The organism is Acinetobacter sp. LipI_15, from assembly GCF_058242865.1.
Map to the genome: position 1 here is coordinate 64,593 of NZ_JBZAYN010000001.1, position 15,652 is coordinate 80,244.

At 40.7% G+C, this 15,652-nt stretch carries 17 protein-coding genes; 5 read left to right on the plus strand and 12 right to left on the minus strand.

Going from position 1 to position 15,652, the window contains the following annotated elements; all coding sequences use genetic code 11:
- Window positions 1-16: 16 nt before the first annotated feature.
- The 12 genes from ahr to AC4CU0_RS00310 all read right to left on the minus strand — a co-directional run bounded on the left by ahr (window position 17) and on the right by AC4CU0_RS00310 (window position 10,477).
- On the minus strand, window positions 17-1,039 hold the full coding sequence (ahr, locus tag AC4CU0_RS00255) for an NADPH-dependent aldehyde reductase Ahr (RefSeq protein WP_490743619.1): 1,023 nt from the start codon (window positions 1,037-1,039) through the stop codon (window positions 17-19).
- 25 nt (window positions 1,040-1,064) lie between these two features.
- Window positions 1,065-1,634: a DNA-3-methyladenine glycosylase I gene (locus AC4CU0_RS00260; protein ID WP_439737272.1), complete on the minus strand. Its 570-nt coding sequence runs from the start codon at window positions 1,632-1,634 to the stop codon at window positions 1,065-1,067.
- 20 nt (window positions 1,635-1,654) lie between these two features.
- Entirely contained in the window at window positions 1,655-1,900 is a 246-nt protein-coding gene (locus tag AC4CU0_RS00265; RefSeq protein WP_180003637.1) for a hypothetical protein, read from the minus strand.
- A gap of 15 nt (window positions 1,901-1,915) precedes the next feature.
- Entirely contained in the window at window positions 1,916-2,443 is a 528-nt protein-coding gene (locus AC4CU0_RS00270) for a M23 family metallopeptidase (RefSeq protein ID WP_168379469.1), read from the minus strand.
- 67 nt (window positions 2,444-2,510) lie between these two features.
- A complete protein-coding gene (gene mutY / locus AC4CU0_RS00275; RefSeq protein WP_490743618.1) occupies window positions 2,511-3,557 on the minus strand; it encodes an A/G-specific adenine glycosylase in 1,047 nt (348 codons plus the stop codon).
- Window positions 3,558-3,712: 155 nt separating this feature from the next.
- Window positions 3,713-4,072, minus strand: a complete 360-nt coding sequence (locus tag AC4CU0_RS00280) for an HIT family protein (protein WP_078191628.1) — start codon at window positions 4,070-4,072, stop codon at window positions 3,713-3,715.
- Window positions 4,073-4,123: 51 nt separating this feature from the next.
- Window positions 4,124-4,864, minus strand: a complete 741-nt coding sequence (locus AC4CU0_RS00285) for a dienelactone hydrolase family protein (RefSeq protein ID WP_490743617.1) — start codon at window positions 4,862-4,864, stop codon at window positions 4,124-4,126.
- 193 nt (window positions 4,865-5,057) lie between these two features.
- The gene (bamJ, locus tag AC4CU0_RS00290) at window positions 5,058-5,750 is read right to left on the minus strand and encodes a BamJ family beta-barrel-assembly machinery protein (protein WP_180073496.1); all 693 of its coding nucleotides are present in this window, start codon (window positions 5,748-5,750) and stop codon (window positions 5,058-5,060) included.
- A 54-nt stretch (window positions 5,751-5,804) separates the two neighbouring features.
- Window positions 5,805-6,518 (minus strand): BamJ family beta-barrel-assembly machinery protein, encoded by a 714-nt coding sequence (gene bamJ / locus AC4CU0_RS00295; protein ID WP_078191625.1) that lies wholly within the window; start codon window positions 6,516-6,518, stop codon window positions 5,805-5,807.
- A 245-nt stretch (window positions 6,519-6,763) separates the two neighbouring features.
- Window positions 6,764-8,956 (minus strand): polysaccharide biosynthesis tyrosine autokinase, encoded by a 2,193-nt coding sequence (locus AC4CU0_RS00300; RefSeq protein ID WP_490743615.1) that lies wholly within the window; start codon window positions 8,954-8,956, stop codon window positions 6,764-6,766.
- A 16-nt stretch (window positions 8,957-8,972) separates the two neighbouring features.
- On the minus strand, window positions 8,973-9,401 hold the full coding sequence (locus AC4CU0_RS00305; protein WP_490743614.1) for a low molecular weight protein-tyrosine-phosphatase: 429 nt from the start codon (window positions 9,399-9,401) through the stop codon (window positions 8,973-8,975).
- Window positions 9,401-10,477 carry a polysaccharide biosynthesis/export family protein gene (locus AC4CU0_RS00310; RefSeq protein WP_490743633.1) on the minus strand — a complete coding sequence of 359 codons (1,077 nt, stop codon included), beginning with the start codon at window positions 10,475-10,477 and terminating at the stop codon, window positions 9,401-9,403. Before AC4CU0_RS00310 ends, AC4CU0_RS00305 begins: the two co-directional genes overlap by 1 nt.
- A 399-nt stretch (window positions 10,478-10,876) precedes the next feature.
- Here AC4CU0_RS00310 and tviB point away from each other — a divergent pair, with 399 nt between their 5' ends.
- From tviB to AC4CU0_RS00335, 5 genes are all read left to right on the plus strand, one after another.
- The gene (gene tviB, locus AC4CU0_RS00315) at window positions 10,877-12,154 is read left to right on the plus strand and encodes a Vi polysaccharide biosynthesis UDP-N-acetylglucosamine C-6 dehydrogenase TviB (RefSeq protein WP_490743613.1); all 1,278 of its coding nucleotides are present in this window, start codon (window positions 10,877-10,879) and stop codon (window positions 12,152-12,154) included.
- A 12-nt stretch (window positions 12,155-12,166) separates the two neighbouring features.
- Window positions 12,167-13,189, plus strand: a complete 1,023-nt coding sequence (locus AC4CU0_RS00320) for an NAD-dependent epimerase/dehydratase family protein (RefSeq protein ID WP_490743612.1) — start codon at window positions 12,167-12,169, stop codon at window positions 13,187-13,189.
- A gap of 10 nt (window positions 13,190-13,199) precedes the next feature.
- Entirely contained in the window at window positions 13,200-14,372 is a 1,173-nt protein-coding gene (locus AC4CU0_RS00325) for a lipopolysaccharide biosynthesis protein (RefSeq protein WP_490743611.1), read from the plus strand.
- Entirely contained in the window at window positions 14,372-14,965 is a 594-nt protein-coding gene (locus AC4CU0_RS00330; RefSeq protein WP_490743610.1) for an acyltransferase, read from the plus strand. Before AC4CU0_RS00325 ends, AC4CU0_RS00330 begins: the two co-directional genes overlap by 1 nt.
- Window positions 14,966-15,084: 119 nt before the next feature.
- The gene (locus AC4CU0_RS00335; RefSeq protein WP_225531209.1) at window positions 15,085-15,633 is read left to right on the plus strand and encodes an acyltransferase; all 549 of its coding nucleotides are present in this window, start codon (window positions 15,085-15,087) and stop codon (window positions 15,631-15,633) included.
- The last annotated feature ends 19 nt before the right edge of the window (window positions 15,634-15,652 follow it).

Consider the following 15,652-nt stretch of genomic DNA (forward strand, 5'->3'; position numbering starts at 1 on the left):
GCTTAGATTTTTGCCGTTAAAAATCAGCTTTCAACACGATACGATAACGCACGTTTCCTGAATGCAAACGTTCAATCGCTTCGTTCACCTGAGACATGGGATACATTTCAATTTGTGGTGCAATATTTTGACGTGCAGCGAATCGAAGTAATTCACGCAGTGCTGCAGGAGAGCCTGTTGATGAGCCAGTGATAGATTTAGCACCACTGATCAGCATACCTGCGGGGATTTGCATTGGCTCAAGTGCTAGGCCGAGCATGTGAACGCTTCCATTCGGTGCCAAAGTCGAAAGATAGGCTTGCCAATCCAACGTCACATTGACCGTGCTTAAAATCAAATTGAATTTCCCACGCTGCGCTTTAATTGCAGCAAGATCACGACTATTCACCACATGGTCAGCACCCATGGCTTTAAGTTCATCGGTTTTATCTAAGTTTGAACTGAACGCAGTAATTTCACAGCCCCAAGCTTTGAGCAGTTTAATCGCCATATGACCTAAACCACCAATGCCGATCACGGCAACATGGTGAATGGCCTGAATTTGGTGCTGTAAAATGGGATCAAATACCGTAATCCCGCCGCAGAGCAGAGGGCCAGCACTGGTTGGATCGAGATCATCTGGAAGCGGAATAACCCATTGCCAGCCCGCACGGACTTTGTTGGCAAAGCCACCCGCATGACCGACGATTGTCGCCGTCTTGGTTCCAGTACATTGCACTTGGCGACCATCGATACACGAGTCACAGTGTTGACAACTTTCTGCTGTCCAGCCAATGCCTACACGTTGTCCGACTTTGAGTCCTTTTGCTTCGCTGCCGAGTTGGGTAATGGTTCCAATCACTTCATGCCCTGGGACCACAGGATATACCGAAGATTTCCAATCATTTTGGATAATAGAAATATCTGAGTGACAAAGACCGCAATACTCGACTTTGACTTCAACCTGATGGGCTTGTAATTCACCTGCATCAAATTGGTAGGGAACAAGGGCTTCACCACTGTTCATTGCTGCATAGGCTTGAATTGTATTGTCACTCATTATTCTATCCTTTCTGTTTTTGAGGTCATTCTGCGTGCGTGTATTTAAAGTCACAGTGATTTTCATGATCATTGACCATGCCGATAGCTTGCATCAGGGCATAGCAAGTCGTCGGGCCGACAAATTTAAAGCCATGCTTTTTTAATGCTTTGGACATTGCCTGACTTTGAGCGGTTTGTGCAGGGGCGCTACGATATTCAACTACATCATTATTGGCAATTTGACCTTCGACAAAACTCCAAAGAAATTCCACTGGATGAATCCCTTGGGCTTTTAACTGTTGCCATGCTTTTGCATTATCTCGAATGGCAGTGAGTTTGCCGATATGACGAATCAAACCTGAATCTTGTAATTTTTCTTGTAATTGTAGGTCACTCAACGCTGCGATTTCGGCAATGGGATATTGAAAAAAATGCTGCTGATAACAGGCCCGCTTTTTCAGCACAGTAATCCAAGACAGCCCTGCTTGTTGTCCTTCAAGACACAGCATTTCAAAGAGATGCTGCTCATCAAAACTAGGTTTAGCCCACTCAGTGTCGTGGTAGGCAATATACAAAGGATCTTCGGAGCACCAAGCACAGCGTTGTATCGTCATGTTGAATGCTCCTTTTTGACTTAAATTTTAAAAGCTGTCCATTGGTCGTTTTTATTGTCCCAATACAACAGTTCCGCTTGATCGAGATCGGCAAATTGAATCCATACATCTTTACCTGATTTGTCTGCGTAGCCGGTGCTGATGAGTAATGCTTCTTCAGTGATCTCCATGATCCAGCCCTGATAAGACTGTCCATTGAGGCTGATTTTTTGTTGATTACCAGATTCTGCAAATTCCACCAGACGATTGATCAACGCTTCTGACATGTATGTTTCCTAAAATTAACGTAAATATGGATAGGGGTTAACGGCATTGCGACCTTTACCACCCAAGTAAATGCCATAATGCAAATGTGGTGCAGTATGTCGAGCATTGCCAGTATTACCTACATAGCCGATGACATCACCTTTTTTGACATAGTCGCCGACGTTTAAGCCACGCTTATGACCATCAAGATGCGCATAATAATGCCAAGAACCTGCGGGTCCCATAATCCATATCACTTTACCACCCAAATTGTTATTACGTAAGTCAGCAACTAAACCTTCTGTAGCACTGAGGACTTTTGTTCCACGTGGAACAATAATATCAATGCCTTCGTGGCTTCGTCCTTGGCTACGCGCTGCACCCCAAGTATCCTTAAGCGCACTTCGTTTGACTTGATGAACAGGAACAGGCAATTGATTGGATAAACGCATGTTTTGTAATTTTTTCACTTCATGAGCAGGCAATGTACTGCCTGATGGTTTGGGTGGAGTCGACGTACAGGCGCTGAGTAAAAGCAAAATAAAACCAATACCGCCGAACAACCCTTTGCGAAGCTGAAAAAATCCTTGAGTCACATTTGTCCCTATTCAATTGATGAGCAGTTCAAAACTATGGCATAGAATGGCTTTCGAGTTCTAGCGTAGAAATGAGTTTTTTCATGGCAGTAGGAACACCGAGAGCAGTGGCTTGTATCGGTGTAAACCACTGTGCGTTGCATTCAATCGCTAAATGCTCTTTTTGATCGGCAGCAACAGTAAATACAGTAGCTTCTAAAAGCCAAGTGAAGTGGGTAAAACTATGCGATATTTGCACTTGAGTGGTGGTAGGTTTCAGTCCAAGCTGCTGAGTGTGCGATTGAAACTCATGGGGTTGATCAAAAATAGGTAAACACCACAGACCACCCCATAGCCCGCTATTCGGACGTTGTATCCACAGCCATTCTCCTGCAGATTGAATCAGCATGACTTGAGCTTCTCTTACAGGAACAGGCTTTTTAGGCTTTTTATACGGTAATTCAGTTTCTAAACCTTGAGCATGTGCTTTGCAGTGCTGTTGCATGGGGCAATATAAACAGAGCGGCTTTTTCGGCGTGCAAACGGTTGCACCAAGATCCATAATCGCTTGGGTATAATCGTGGTTGCGTTCCATGGGGCAGAGCTCTGTCGCCAGTTGCCACATGGCCCGTTCATGTACAGGTTTCGATAAATCATCTTCAATAGCAAAGAATCGAGACAATACTCGCTTGACGTTGCCGTCCATAATCACGCCATATTGTCTTAAACCCAAAGACATCAGCGCACCTGCGGTAGACGGGCCGATGCCTGGTAGTTCCATCCACTGCTCAAGATTGATTGGAAAATGTCCCTGACGTGCAACAATACCCGCGGCTTTGTGTAAGTTCCGAGCCCGTGCATAGTAGCCTAAGCCAGCCCAATAGGGCGCCACATCATCCCAAGAGGCATGGCCTAAATCTTCAACAGTCGGAAATCGTTGAATAAATCGATCAAAATATTGTAAGACGGTTTTGACTTGAGTCTGTTGTAGCATAATTTCTGAAACCCATACTTTGTAAGGGTCATCCTTCACTTGCCACGGTAAGTCATGACGACCATGGACATCAAACCAGTCGAGAAGGGCATCAGAAAAGTTAAACATGCAATACAGTCAAAATTGAAAAAACCTGCCTAGTATACATCTTTCAATAGGCATTCTTTTTGTTCAAAACGAAAACTGTATATCAGGGGAAATGCAAAAATAGTGGCTATCAAAAAAGGAGCCGAAGCTCCTTAGTGAGTGTCAATTTTGAAATTTTAGCTTTTAAAGCCCCAGCGGGTATCAAGCGCCAATGTTTGGTTTTCATAACGTGGAATAATGTGAATATGCACATGTTCAGTGGCTTCGCCAAAAACTTGTCCATCATTAAACCCAATATGAAAGCCTGTAGGTTGATAGCGTAAATTTAATTCATTACGCGCTTGTTCAAGTAAGGACATTAAACTTTTACGTTCTTTATCAGTAATTTCAAAAAATGAACCAACATGACGTAGTGGGACAATGACAGCATGCCCTTTAGACAGTGTATGTGGTTCAGGAAGTACAACACCAAAATCATTTTTTGCAATCACGTCATATTCGTCAAAATTGCAATATGGACAATTGAGTTCTGTCATTGTGCTCTCCTCATTTTTATAAATTAAATATTGGTATTGGTGCTTATGGCTTTAAGAACCAAGCTGGCGTGCTAACAAGGCATACATGGCCGCTAAGCTTTGCTGTTCTGCAGCAGCGTTATAAGCTAAATCTACGCCGTTGGCTTTGGCACGTTCATCCGCCATCGGGTTGCTAAAGCCGTGTTTTGCGCCTTCAAAAATATTGATTTGATACTTCACTTGGGCAGCATCCATTTCATTTCTAAAGGTTGCAACATCATTTAAGCTCACCATCGAGTCGAGCTCACCATGTTGCACTAAAATCTCTGCTTGGACTTGTCCTGTTTGTGCAGGAGTCGCTGTAGCAAGTGTTGCATGGAAGGTCACCACAGCTTTTAATGCAGCACCTGAACGAGCTAAATCCAGCACGACTTTTCCGCCATAGCAAAAGCCTATAGCTGCGAGTTTATCTGCATTTACTTCTTTTTGCTGTGCCAAAGTGTGTAATGCAGCAGACGCACGGGTCACAATGGTGTCGGCATGATCAAAAGTTTGCATCATCCATTCATAAGCTTGCTTGGCATCTGTGGTGACTTTTTTGTCACCATACATATCCAAAGCGAAAGCAGCATAGCCTTGTTCAGCCAATTCGCGCGCACGTTGTTCGGTATATTCATTGCGTCCCCACCATTCAGGGGCAACTAACACACCTGCGACTGCAGTGTCTGACTCTGGTGCGGCAAAATAGCCAAAAAGTTGAGTTCCATCAGCTGCTGTATATTGAATTTCGCGCGTCTTAATTTTAACGGTCATGGTCAAATCCTTATGTGCGGCTACGCAGTTAATGAAGATTTAAAATAAAGGGAAATTGGTTTTTGTGAAATAAATATAAGATATCAATGTGAATTTTAAGTCAAATCAATCAAAAAAATTTTAAAAGAAAATAATGGAAAGAAGAAATATTGAGGAGCACCGAGATTTGTCGATGCTCCTGAATGGAGTATTGTTATTTCGGGAGAACTTCAATGAGTTCTACATCAAAAATCAGCGTGCTGTTTGGCTCAATGACGTCTGCTGAACCAATTTGACCATAGCCTAAATTTGCAGGAATGAAGAAGCGATATTTTGCACCTTCTTTCATCAACTGTAGACCTTCTGTCCAACCCTGAATGACTTGACTCACTTGGAACATCGCAGGTTGGTTACGTGCAATTGAACTATCAAAAACAGTGCCATCAATTAAGCGACCTTCATAGTGAACTTTCACTGTTGAATTGGCTTTGGGTGATTTACCTTTGCCGGCTTGAATGACTTGATACTGCAGGCCAGATTTCGTGACCAGAATGCTCGGTTTTTTGGCATTTTCAGCAAGGAAAGCTGCACCAATGGTGGCATTCGCATCCGCTTTTTGTTTCAGTTCAATCAGTTGTTTCGCTTCGGTTTGCTTTTTATATTGGGTTAAGGCACGGGTCATTTCTTCATCTGTTAGTGACGAAGCTTGACCTTTAGATGCTGCCTTTAAACCTGCAACAAATGCATCAATATCTAAGTCCTTAATGGATTCAGCATTACTGCGTCCCATTAAATAACCAAAACTATAACCCACTTGTTCTGCAGCACTACTTTTATTACTGACATCTTTGGCAAATACAGTGCTTGAGCAGAGTGCCAAACACAACATACTGATCTGTAATTTCATGACCGAGTCTCAAAATAAAGCAGGAGAGCGAAAAGCTCTCCTGTACCGGTTTTATTATTTAACTTCAATGAGTTCTACATCAAAAATTAAAGTACTGTTCGGTGGAATCGTTCCCGGAACACCTTGAGCACCATAACCTAGGTTTGAGGGAATATATAAAGTAGCTTTGCCACCTTCCTTCATTAACTGCAGACCTTCAGTCCAACCCGGAATTACTTGGTTCAACGGAAATTCAATTGGCTCGCCGCGCTGTACTGAACTATCAAATACTGTGCCATCCACTAACTTACCTGTGTAGTGAACTTTAACAACTGATGTGGCTTGCGGTTGTTTACCTGTACCTTCTTTCGTTGTTAGGTACTGTAAACCAGAAGCAGTGGTTTTAACCCCAGCTTTGCTTTTGTTTTCCGTTAAGAAATTATCGCTGCTACTTTGTGCTTGCTTATTGCTTTCGAGCTGCTTATTTTGCATTTCTTGTTGGAACTCAGCATATGCTTTTTGTAATTCTTCTTCAGTATATGCAGGTTTTGCACGAGCATGGCCTGCACGAACGCCAGTGACAAAGCTATCAATATCTAATTCTGGAGGCGTTTGATGGGCAACTTCATAACCTAGAGCATAGCTGATTTTAGCGACAGCCGAAGCGTTTGCAGCTGGTTGAGTTGATGTTGCTGATTGCGTAGCAGGTGTTTTAGTTGCATAGTAAACAGGAACAAGTGCGGCACCGCCGAGTAATACAGCGACAGCGATAGGTAGGGCCTTACTCATATATTTTCCCACAATTATTTTATATGTAAAAGTTGCTGAAATTCTAGCAGACTTTTCCTGTTCAGCGCTTACCTATCTCTATGATCAGGTAAGGTGCAGGAAAGATCATCATAGTCATGTTCTTATTTTTATACTATAACGGTATGAATATATAAAACATTTTTTATACAGAATGATGCATGCAACATAAATTTCGAAAATAAAAAAAGCCACCGTATTCGGTGGCTTTTTTGAATAGGTTTGAATTAGTCTTGGTCTTTTGAAGCTTTATAACCATAAGAATAGTTATAGCCATAACCATAACCATAACCAGCTGAGCTACGTTGAATGTCGTTTAGAATAATACCATTGACCTTCACACCCACTTGTTCAAAGCGGTTCACGGTTAACTCTAGTTCTTTCAACTGAGTTTTCGCATAACGAGCAATCACCAAATTTACACCAGCATATTGCGAAATAATGATACCGTCTGTCACCGCAAGTACAGGAGGGGTATCAATGATCACATGATCAAACATTGGTGAAATCAAATCTAAGAATTCTTTGAATTTACCAGAACTTAAAAGCTCAGATGGATTAGAAGGGCTTTTACCACGAGTAATCACACTCAAATTTGGAATTTCAGTGGTTTTAATGATGCTGTCTAGATCACGCTGGCCATTTAAATATTCAGAAAGACCTGGTTGGTTATCATGATTGAAATATTTGTTTAAATAACCACGACGTAAATCAGCATCAACAATTAAAACACGTTTATCACTTTGCGCAAGAATCGTAGCTAAGTTCGTTGAAACAAAAGATTTACCAACTTCTGGTGCTGGCCCCGAAATCATGATCAGGTTATTTTTTGCAGATGTCAGTGCAAAGTGAATGGCAGTACGCATACTGCGCAGGCTTTCAATTGCAATATCATCGCTATTTTTAACCGCAAGTACAGGAATGGTCTTTTTCTTCTTCAGTAACTTGATGCGACTTTCTTGAACTGGCGAACGTGGGACAGTGGCATAAACCGGAAGATCCAAATTATTTTCAATTTCAGTAGAATCTTTAATCCCTGAACGGAGCATATTACGGAGTAAGGCAATTAAGACACCAATAAAGCCACCGACAAATAGCGAGAGTATAAGGACAATTAACTTTTTAGGTTTAATAGGTTCAATTGGCTCTACAGCAGTATCGACAATACGGACATTTCCAATTTCACCAGCTTTGGCAATACGAAGCTGTTGGTAAGAGTTCAATAATGCAGTATAAAGTTGTTGTTTTACTTCAACTTCACGGTATAGCTGTAAATAACGACGCTGTAAATCTGGAAGCTTTTTCAAAGTTGTATTGAGTTCACCAATTTTGCTATTGATTGCACCAAGTTGTGCATTCATTTGCTGCATCACTGGATGTTCACTAGTGTACTTTGCAGAAGCTTCAGCAACTTTTTGCTCTAATTCAGCTTTTTGAGTTTCAAGAGTGACGCTTTGAGTTAAATATAGCTCAGATTCTTTAGTGACATCGACAGTATTAAACTCTTGACGGAATTTGTTAAATTCGCGTTCCGCAACATCCAGTTGTTGTTTTAGTTCAGGTAGTTGCTCATCCAAGAACTTTAAGGTCTGTGCACTTTCAGCCGAACGGCGTTCAATATTTTGTTGGCTATAGGCTGCTAAAATTGAATTGAGTACTTGGGTAATATGTTCTTTATCTTGACCCTGATAATTTAATCCAAGGACACCGGTCATTTTCCCTTTTTCAGCAACCGAAAAATTCTCTAAAATATTATCAACTGCAGCAGGTAAAGATTGCTTTTGAATTAGGTAGTGATCTTTTAACTTGTCGCGGGTAAAAATCGAAATATCCCACGATCCATCAGTGGTGCGTAATGAATTCGCTTGATTGAGCTTCGCAGTCAGAATTTTTTCTTCAGTTTCGGTATCTATCAGTGTAATGAGATTATCTTCAAAGCTTAAACTGAGGTCTTTATCACGATATACGTTAGGCACATTAAATTGACGGACTTCAAAACTTTTTTCATTGTCTTTAAAAGTTACTGATTTATTTTTATATTCAGTCACATAGTCATGTGGAGAAAATAGGCGATCAATAAATGAATTCTCTGTACCCGAAACTTTAAGATCAAGATGCAAATTTTGAATCACAGTACCTAGAACTAAGCGTGATTTTAAAATTTCAATTTCTGCTTGAGCCGGTTGCTTTTGATCAATCATGCTTGATAGATCACCCAAGAGTGCTGCTGAAGTTCCTTTACTTTCCTCAACCTGTACCAGTGCATTTACTGCGTAGGTATCAGCTGTAGTTCTTAAATAAAGTAGGGCGCAGACGAGACTTAAAATTACACATAAAGCAATTAACTTCCATTGTGCAATCAGAGAGAAAAATAATTCTTTTAAATCAATTGTATCTTCTGTATTGGTATTTTGGCTCATAATCGTACATCAAAAGTTAAATATGTTTAGTCCAATCCGCAACGCAAGACTGGATCAATTGTGAAGTTTGGTCAAAAAAGGCCTGATCATGCTGGTATGGATCGGGAACATTTTTACCTTGCCAATGCCCAAGGCGAAATGTTTTTCCTTTGGCAAAGGGCCAAGTTTGCTCCACATGTTTTTGCTGATTGCTGCTCATGACTAAAATTAAATCGGATTGTTTGATTAAATCTGCATTTAATTTACGGGCAATATGAGGGCTCATATCAATCCCGATTTGCTGCATGCAATGTTGTGCTTTGTCATCGGCAGGATAACCAATCATGCCTGAAATACCGGCAGAATGGATTGTCAGCTCAGGATAGCTCTGCTTTAGTAGATATTCTGCCATCGGGCTTCGGCAAATATTACCTACACAGACCACCAAGATATTTTTAAACTGCATTATTGACCTATTCTATCCATATTATAAATTATATTAGAGAATGGAATCACTTGGTTAATCACACGCTGCCAGCGAGCTAAACCAGATGCGTCAACATAGACAATATCATTGCTGCGCATTTTGAACTGGTTAGCGAGTCCAAAGTCACCAATACTGGTTAAATCTAAATGGTAAATTTCAGTCATCGGGCTATTTACATCGCTACGCACTACGTAGATTTTACCTCGACTTGCTGAAAGTGAGTTAATACCTAGACTTTCACCTAGGACATCACTGAGGCTCATGCCTTGTTCACGCATTGGTAACGATTGGTTTTTGCCAGACTCCCCCATCACATAAATTTTTTGGTTTTCACGTGAGTTGACATAAATTGTGTCATTCGGTTTGATGAGTAAGTTGTGTAAAGAATATCCAGCTTTTTCAAGTTCAATACTATTGAGTACATAACTTTGACCATTTCTAACTAAGGTTAAAGATGCATTGTCACCAAATTGACTATTTACTCCGCCCGCCATACCTAAAGCAGTATAAATACTTGTCGGCTGATCGGTTAGATTAAACTGACCACCTTTCATTACATTACCTTGAACCGAAAAACGTTGTCCTTGGTAGGAAAGTACGCGAACAATCACATCTGGGGTTTTTAAGTAACGAGCAAGTTGGCTGCGTAATTCCTGATTGACTTGTGTCAGCGATTTTCCTGCAGCTTTATATCGGCCAATAATAGGGAATTGGATATAGCCACTTTGATCAATTTGGTAACCATTTGATTTAATCGCTTCTGCATTGCTTATTGTATTTGTGGGTGGTGTAATTTCAGGGTATGCCCATAAATAAATAGATAAAATATCACCCGGATTTAAACGATAACTTTTTTGTTGTTGATTGAACAGATGGGCAAAATTTTGCTGATTTACTTGGGCGGGTTGAACAGCAACTAAATTTTCTTGAGTTAGTTTAATAACATTGACTGTCGAGCCTAAATCAGTCTGAAATGTGCCTTCTTTAGGAAGGTCATAGGTTTGTAAGCCTGAAGTAATGGCACAACCCGTCATACTTAGACTCAAAGCTAACATACAGCTATAACGATAGTAACTCACTCGAATACAAATCCTATTTATAAAATATTTGAATCATTGAAATACGGGTTTAAGTACCCAAATTACTCATTTTAGAATGTTAAGTTTATACTATTCACCTTGTAGAATATAGCTTTACATTTGTTTTAAATCGTAAGTTTAATCAAGACTTGCATGGATGAATATCTTTTTAAAGATCTTATTGTTATTTGAATTTTTTTAAATATACAAAGTTGGTTTTATAGGGTGAATTGTTTAATCCTATAAATATTTTTGATTAAAATTACAGTCCTCATAGAACATCATTACACAATCGAAATTTGATTTTCTGATATAATTTAACGCTATTTACAACATAACGATGATTGATGATTCATCGATGACATAGGCTTCAGTATGTTACAACTCTCCGAATTAAAAATTGCCATAATCGGATTAGGTTATGTCGGTTTACCGCTAGCTGTTGAGTTTGGAAAAAAAGTTCCCGTGGTGGGCTTTGATATTCATCAGAAGCGTATTGATGAATTACGTAGCGGACGTGATCATACCCTAGAAGTTTCTCCTGAAGAATTAGCACAATCAGCTCAATTACGTTACAGCGCAAATTTAGAAGATTTAAAAGACTGTAATTTCTTTATTGTTACAGTGCCAACCCCGATTGATGAATATAAGCAGCCAGATCTAACGCCATTAGTGAAAGCCTCAGAAAGCATTGCAAAAGTGTTGAAAAAAGGTGATGTGGTTGTTTATGAATCGACCGTTTATCCGGGTGCAACAGAAGAAGTCTGTATTCCTGTTTTAGAGAAAAATTCAGGCTTAATATTCAATCAGGATTTTTATGCAGGCTATAGCCCTGAACGAATTAATCCGGGTGATAAATTGCACCGTGTCACCAATATTTTAAAAATCACTTCGGGTTCAACACCAGAAGTGGCTGATTATGTTGATGAAGTCTATAACCTGATTATTGAAGCGGGTACTCATAAAGCAGCTAGCATTAAGGTTGCAGAAGCAGCGAAAGTGATTGAAAACACTCAGCGTGATGTGAATATTGCCTTAATTAATGAATTGGCATTGATTTTCAATAAAATGGGCATTGATACTGAAGCGGTGCTGCAAGCAGCAGGTACGAAATGGAATTTCTTACCCTTCCGTCCGGGTCTTGTGGGCGGTCACTGTATCGGGGTTGATCCGTATTACTTAACCCATAAAGCGCAAGCGATAGGCTATAACCCAGAAATTATTTTGGCAGGCCGCCGTTTAAATGATGGCATGGGCGCATATGTGGTGACGCAGCTTGTTAAAGCGATGCTGAAAAAACGCATTCAAGTTGAAGATGCCAAAGTCCTGATTTTAGGTTTAAGTTTCAAAGAAAACTGTCCTGATATCCGTAATACCCGCATTATTGATATTGTGAATGAACTGAAAGAATATCATATCGATGCCGATGTCTATGACCCTTGGGTGGATGCGACTGAGGCAGAACATGAATATGGCATCACACCAATTTCAAGCTTAGAAAATGGCAAATACGATGCTGTGATTTTAGCCGTGGCACATGAACAGTTTAAAGAAATGGGCGTAGATGCGATCCGTGCCTTGGGTAAAGCTGATCATGTGCTGTATGACTTGAAATACGTGTTATCTCAAGCTGAATCTGATCTTCGTTTGTAAGGGGCACACCAAATGAATCAATATCAACTGGTATGTGCAAACCTAATAACAGCACCTAAAACATGGCTAGTGACGGGTGTGGCAGGTTTTATCGGCTCGAATCTTTTAGAAACTTTACTCAAGCTCAATCAAACTGTGGTGGGTTTAGATAACTTTGCCACAGGTCATCAGTATAATCTGGATGAAGTAAAGGGCTTGGTGACTGCTGAGCAATGGGCAAAATTTAGTTTTATTGAAGGTGATATTCGCCAGTTTGCAGATTGCCAAAAAGCCTGTGCAGGTGTGGATTATGTCCTGCATGAAGCCGCTTTAGGTTCTGTACCGCGTTCGATTGCCGATCCGATCACCACCAATGACACCAATATTAGCGGTTTCTTAAATATGCTGACGGCTGCGCGTGATGCAGGTGTTGCCAGCTTTACATACGCAGCCAGCAGTTCGACTTATGGTGATCATCCTGCATTGCCAAAAGTTGAAGAAAATATTGGTAAACCACTTTCACCCTATGCAGTGACGAAGTACGTCAATGAGTTATACGCAGACGTATTTGCGAAAACTTATGGGTTTAAAGCAATTGGCTTACGTTATTTCAACGTGTTTGGTCAGCGCCAAGATCCAAACGGTGCTTATGCTGCGGTGATTCCGAAATGGACGGCATCGATGATCGCTGGTGAAGATGTCTTCATCAATGGTGATGGTGAAACCAGTCGTGATTTCTGTTTTATTGATAATACGGTTCAAGCCAATATTTTAGCGGCGACAGCATCGGATGAAGCGAAAAACCAAGTGTATAACGTGGCTGTGGGTGACCGTACTACGTTGAATGAGTTATATCGTGCCATTCAGGTGGCACTTGCTGAAAATGCGGTGAACTTTGAGCGCGATCCTGTGTACCGTGATTTCCGAGCTGGTGATGTACGTCATTCACAAGCCAGCATTGCCAAAATTGAGCAAGGCTTGGGTTATGCACCGCAGTTCAAAATTGCCGAAGGCATTCAACTGGCGATGCGTTGGTACGTAAACAACTTAAAATGATATTGAACAGATGATTGCGAAAATTTTCGCAAAGTATCAGTCGATTGGGCTGATTACCTTAAGTTTACTGGCAGGTGCGATAATGACATTTATCGCACTTCCTGTTTTAACACGCCTATATTCTGTTGCTGACTTTGGGGCTTACGGGATTGCATTGGCGATAGTCAGTGTTATATCGACGGTGGCGAATTTACGTCTTGATCAAGCTTTATTGGTTGCCGAAGAAGGTGATAAAAAAAGCCTGATCTTTGAAGGGGTAGTATTTTCAACTTTCATCGCGATTGTTAGCGGCATTGTTATTAGTTTTATTCTAAATATTGAAATGGCAGGGGCTGTTGCCACAGGCATACTTGCCAACACTTTGATTCAAAGTCTGTATAACTATCAATTTGCAGCGCATAAAGAATATTTTTGTGCAGGTTTAAATATTTTTAGAAGTGCCATTGTCGTGTTGGTGCAACTCTCGTTGCCATTCGTGATGCAGATCAGCTTGGTGAATAGTTATAACATTAGTTCGATTATCATGATTGTGGCGGTGCTGATTTATTTACTAAAACATCAACTTTATCAAGTCAGTTGGCAGGCTTTTAAACATTATAAAGATTTCATTTACGCCAATACACCGCATGCCTTGCTGAACAGTTTTTCACATAACTTGCCGTATTATGTGGTGTCGCATTTTGTTGGTGTGCAGGCGATGGGTTTTTATGCCATCGTCGAACGGACTTTACGTGTACCGATCAATCTGATTTCACAAACCCTACGTCAGTTTTTTATCCGTAAGTTTAAAACTACAGATTCAAATAAAAATGCCTTGAAGGCCAGTATGCTTTTAAGTTTGATGTCACTGCCTCTTTTTGCAATTTTCTTTATCTTACCTGAATCGGTATATCTCTGGATTTTCGGTTCTGAATGGGTTGGCATCTCAACTTATTTCCAAATTTTGGCTTTGGGCTATTGGGCGGTTTTCTGTAATCCGCCAAGTTCGGCTTATTTAATTGCTAAGCGAAATAGCCAAGTCTTATTTAAACTGCAAATTGTGGAACTCATGATTAAGTTCGCTTTATTTGCAGGCTTATATGTTTTATGTGCTGATAAAATTTATATGCTCTTGGCGGTGCCTGTGGCGCTGATCATTTATAACTTTGCCATTTTTTATGTGGTGTGGAGACACAAAAGCTGATGTTTTTTAAACTGTTAAAACTGATGAATTGGTTCACTGCACAATCCCGTCAGCAATTTTATAATGTGGCTTTTGGCACCCAATTTCGTTATTTCGGCAAAGCCTGTACGGTCGATATTAGCGGACAAGTGAAGATTGGCAACAATGTTTATATTGGCGATCATGTCAGTTTAATCGTTGAACAAGGTGCGAGCTTAGAAATCGCGGATAACAGTTTTATTGGTGAAAGTTGTTACATCAAATGTTTTGGTGGCAAGGTGTCGATTGGTAAAGATGTCAGCATTAACTCGAAGTCATTTATCAATGGCTGTGGCGGTGTCAGCATTGGCGATAACACCCGTATTGGTACGCAAAGTATCATCATTGCCAGCAATCATAAATTTGGTGAACCTGATGTGTTGGTGAAAGATGCGATTACTAAACAAGGGGTCAGTTTGGGTGAAAATATTTGGCTTGGTGCACGGGTGACGGTACTTGATGGTGTGAAAATTCCAAGTGATTCGGTGATTGGCGCGTGTAGCCTCGTCTCGAAACCTTTGGATGAATCAGGTGTCTATGTCGGTAGTCCTGTTAAAAAAATCAAATCGCTCTGATCTTATTTTTCATCCTGCATCGTGACTGCGGTTTCCATATCGTAAAGTGGATTTTCAGCGTAAAATAGCTGACTTATTTTCCTCCTTTTAAGTTGCCTCGCCTCATTCAGGTATTGTGTATGTCATTTATGGTTTCTGCTTTTCGACAGCTGTTTGATTTGGCTTATTTTATGGTAAAAGGCAGTGTGGCGTATGCACGTAAAAAAGGTGTGAAAGTCGGGAAAAACTGCCGAATTTATATTAAAAGCTGGGGCTCAGAACCATTTTTGGTCAGCATTGGCGATCATGTGACTGTGACCTCAGGGGTGAAATTTATTACTCATGATGGCAGTACTTGTTTGGTGAAAGATACGCAAGGTAAACGCTACCAACGCTTTGCACCAATTCAAGTGGGATCGCATGTGTTTATTGGGGTCAATACAATCGTTATGCCCGGTGTGAGCATCGGCTCCAATGTGGTGATTGGCGCAGGCTCGGTGGTGACCAAAGACATTCCTGATCACAGCGTAGCCATAGGTGTGCCAGCCAAAGTGGTATCCAGTTTTGCCGACTATCAAGCCAAAATTCAAAATACCTGTGCCAGTGATACGGACTTAGCTGGTATTACGGATTATCGTGAGCGGGTTGAGCGCGCCATGGCGATTCAAGCATCAAAAACACCGCATTAATATTCTCCCATTTTAAAAT

Coding starts and splice junctions, on each gene's coding strand:
- ahr (WP_490743619.1), bottom strand. CDS start 1,039: ATGAGTGACAATACAATTCAAGCCTATGCAGCAATGAACAGTGGTGAA.
- AC4CU0_RS00260 (WP_439737272.1), bottom strand. CDS start 1,634: ATGACGATACAACGCTGTGCTTGGTGCTCCGAAGATCCTTTGTATATT.
- AC4CU0_RS00265 (WP_180003637.1), bottom strand. CDS start 1,900: ATGTCAGAAGCGTTGATCAATCGTCTGGTGGAATTTGCAGAATCTGGT.
- mutY (WP_490743618.1), bottom strand. CDS start 3,557: ATGTTTAACTTTTCTGATGCCCTTCTCGACTGGTTTGATGTCCATGGT.
- AC4CU0_RS00280 (WP_078191628.1), bottom strand. CDS start 4,072: ATGACAGAACTCAATTGTCCATATTGCAATTTTGACGAATATGACGTG.
- AC4CU0_RS00285 (WP_490743617.1), bottom strand. CDS start 4,864: ATGACCGTTAAAATTAAGACGCGCGAAATTCAATATACAGCAGCTGAT.
- bamJ (WP_180073496.1), bottom strand. CDS start 5,750: ATGAAATTACAGATCAGTATGTTGTGTTTGGCACTCTGCTCAAGCACT.
- bamJ (WP_078191625.1), bottom strand. CDS start 6,518: ATGAGTAAGGCCCTACCTATCGCTGTCGCTGTATTACTCGGCGGTGCC.
- AC4CU0_RS00300 (WP_490743615.1), bottom strand. CDS start 8,956: ATGAGCCAAAATACCAATACAGAAGATACAATTGATTTAAAAGAATTA.
- AC4CU0_RS00305 (WP_490743614.1), bottom strand. CDS start 9,401: ATGCAGTTTAAAAATATCTTGGTGGTCTGTGTAGGTAATATTTGCCGA.
- AC4CU0_RS00310 (WP_490743633.1), bottom strand. CDS start 10,477: ATGTTAGCTTTGAGTCTAAGTATGACGGGTTGTGCCATTACTTCAGGC.
- tviB (WP_490743613.1), top strand. CDS start 10,877: ATGTTACAACTCTCCGAATTAAAAATTGCCATAATCGGATTAGGTTAT.
- AC4CU0_RS00320 (WP_490743612.1), top strand. CDS start 12,167: ATGAATCAATATCAACTGGTATGTGCAAACCTAATAACAGCACCTAAA.
- AC4CU0_RS00325 (WP_490743611.1), top strand. CDS start 13,200: ATGATTGCGAAAATTTTCGCAAAGTATCAGTCGATTGGGCTGATTACC.
- AC4CU0_RS00330 (WP_490743610.1), top strand. CDS start 14,372: ATGTTTTTTAAACTGTTAAAACTGATGAATTGGTTCACTGCACAATCC.
- AC4CU0_RS00335 (WP_225531209.1), top strand. CDS start 15,085: ATGTCATTTATGGTTTCTGCTTTTCGACAGCTGTTTGATTTGGCTTAT.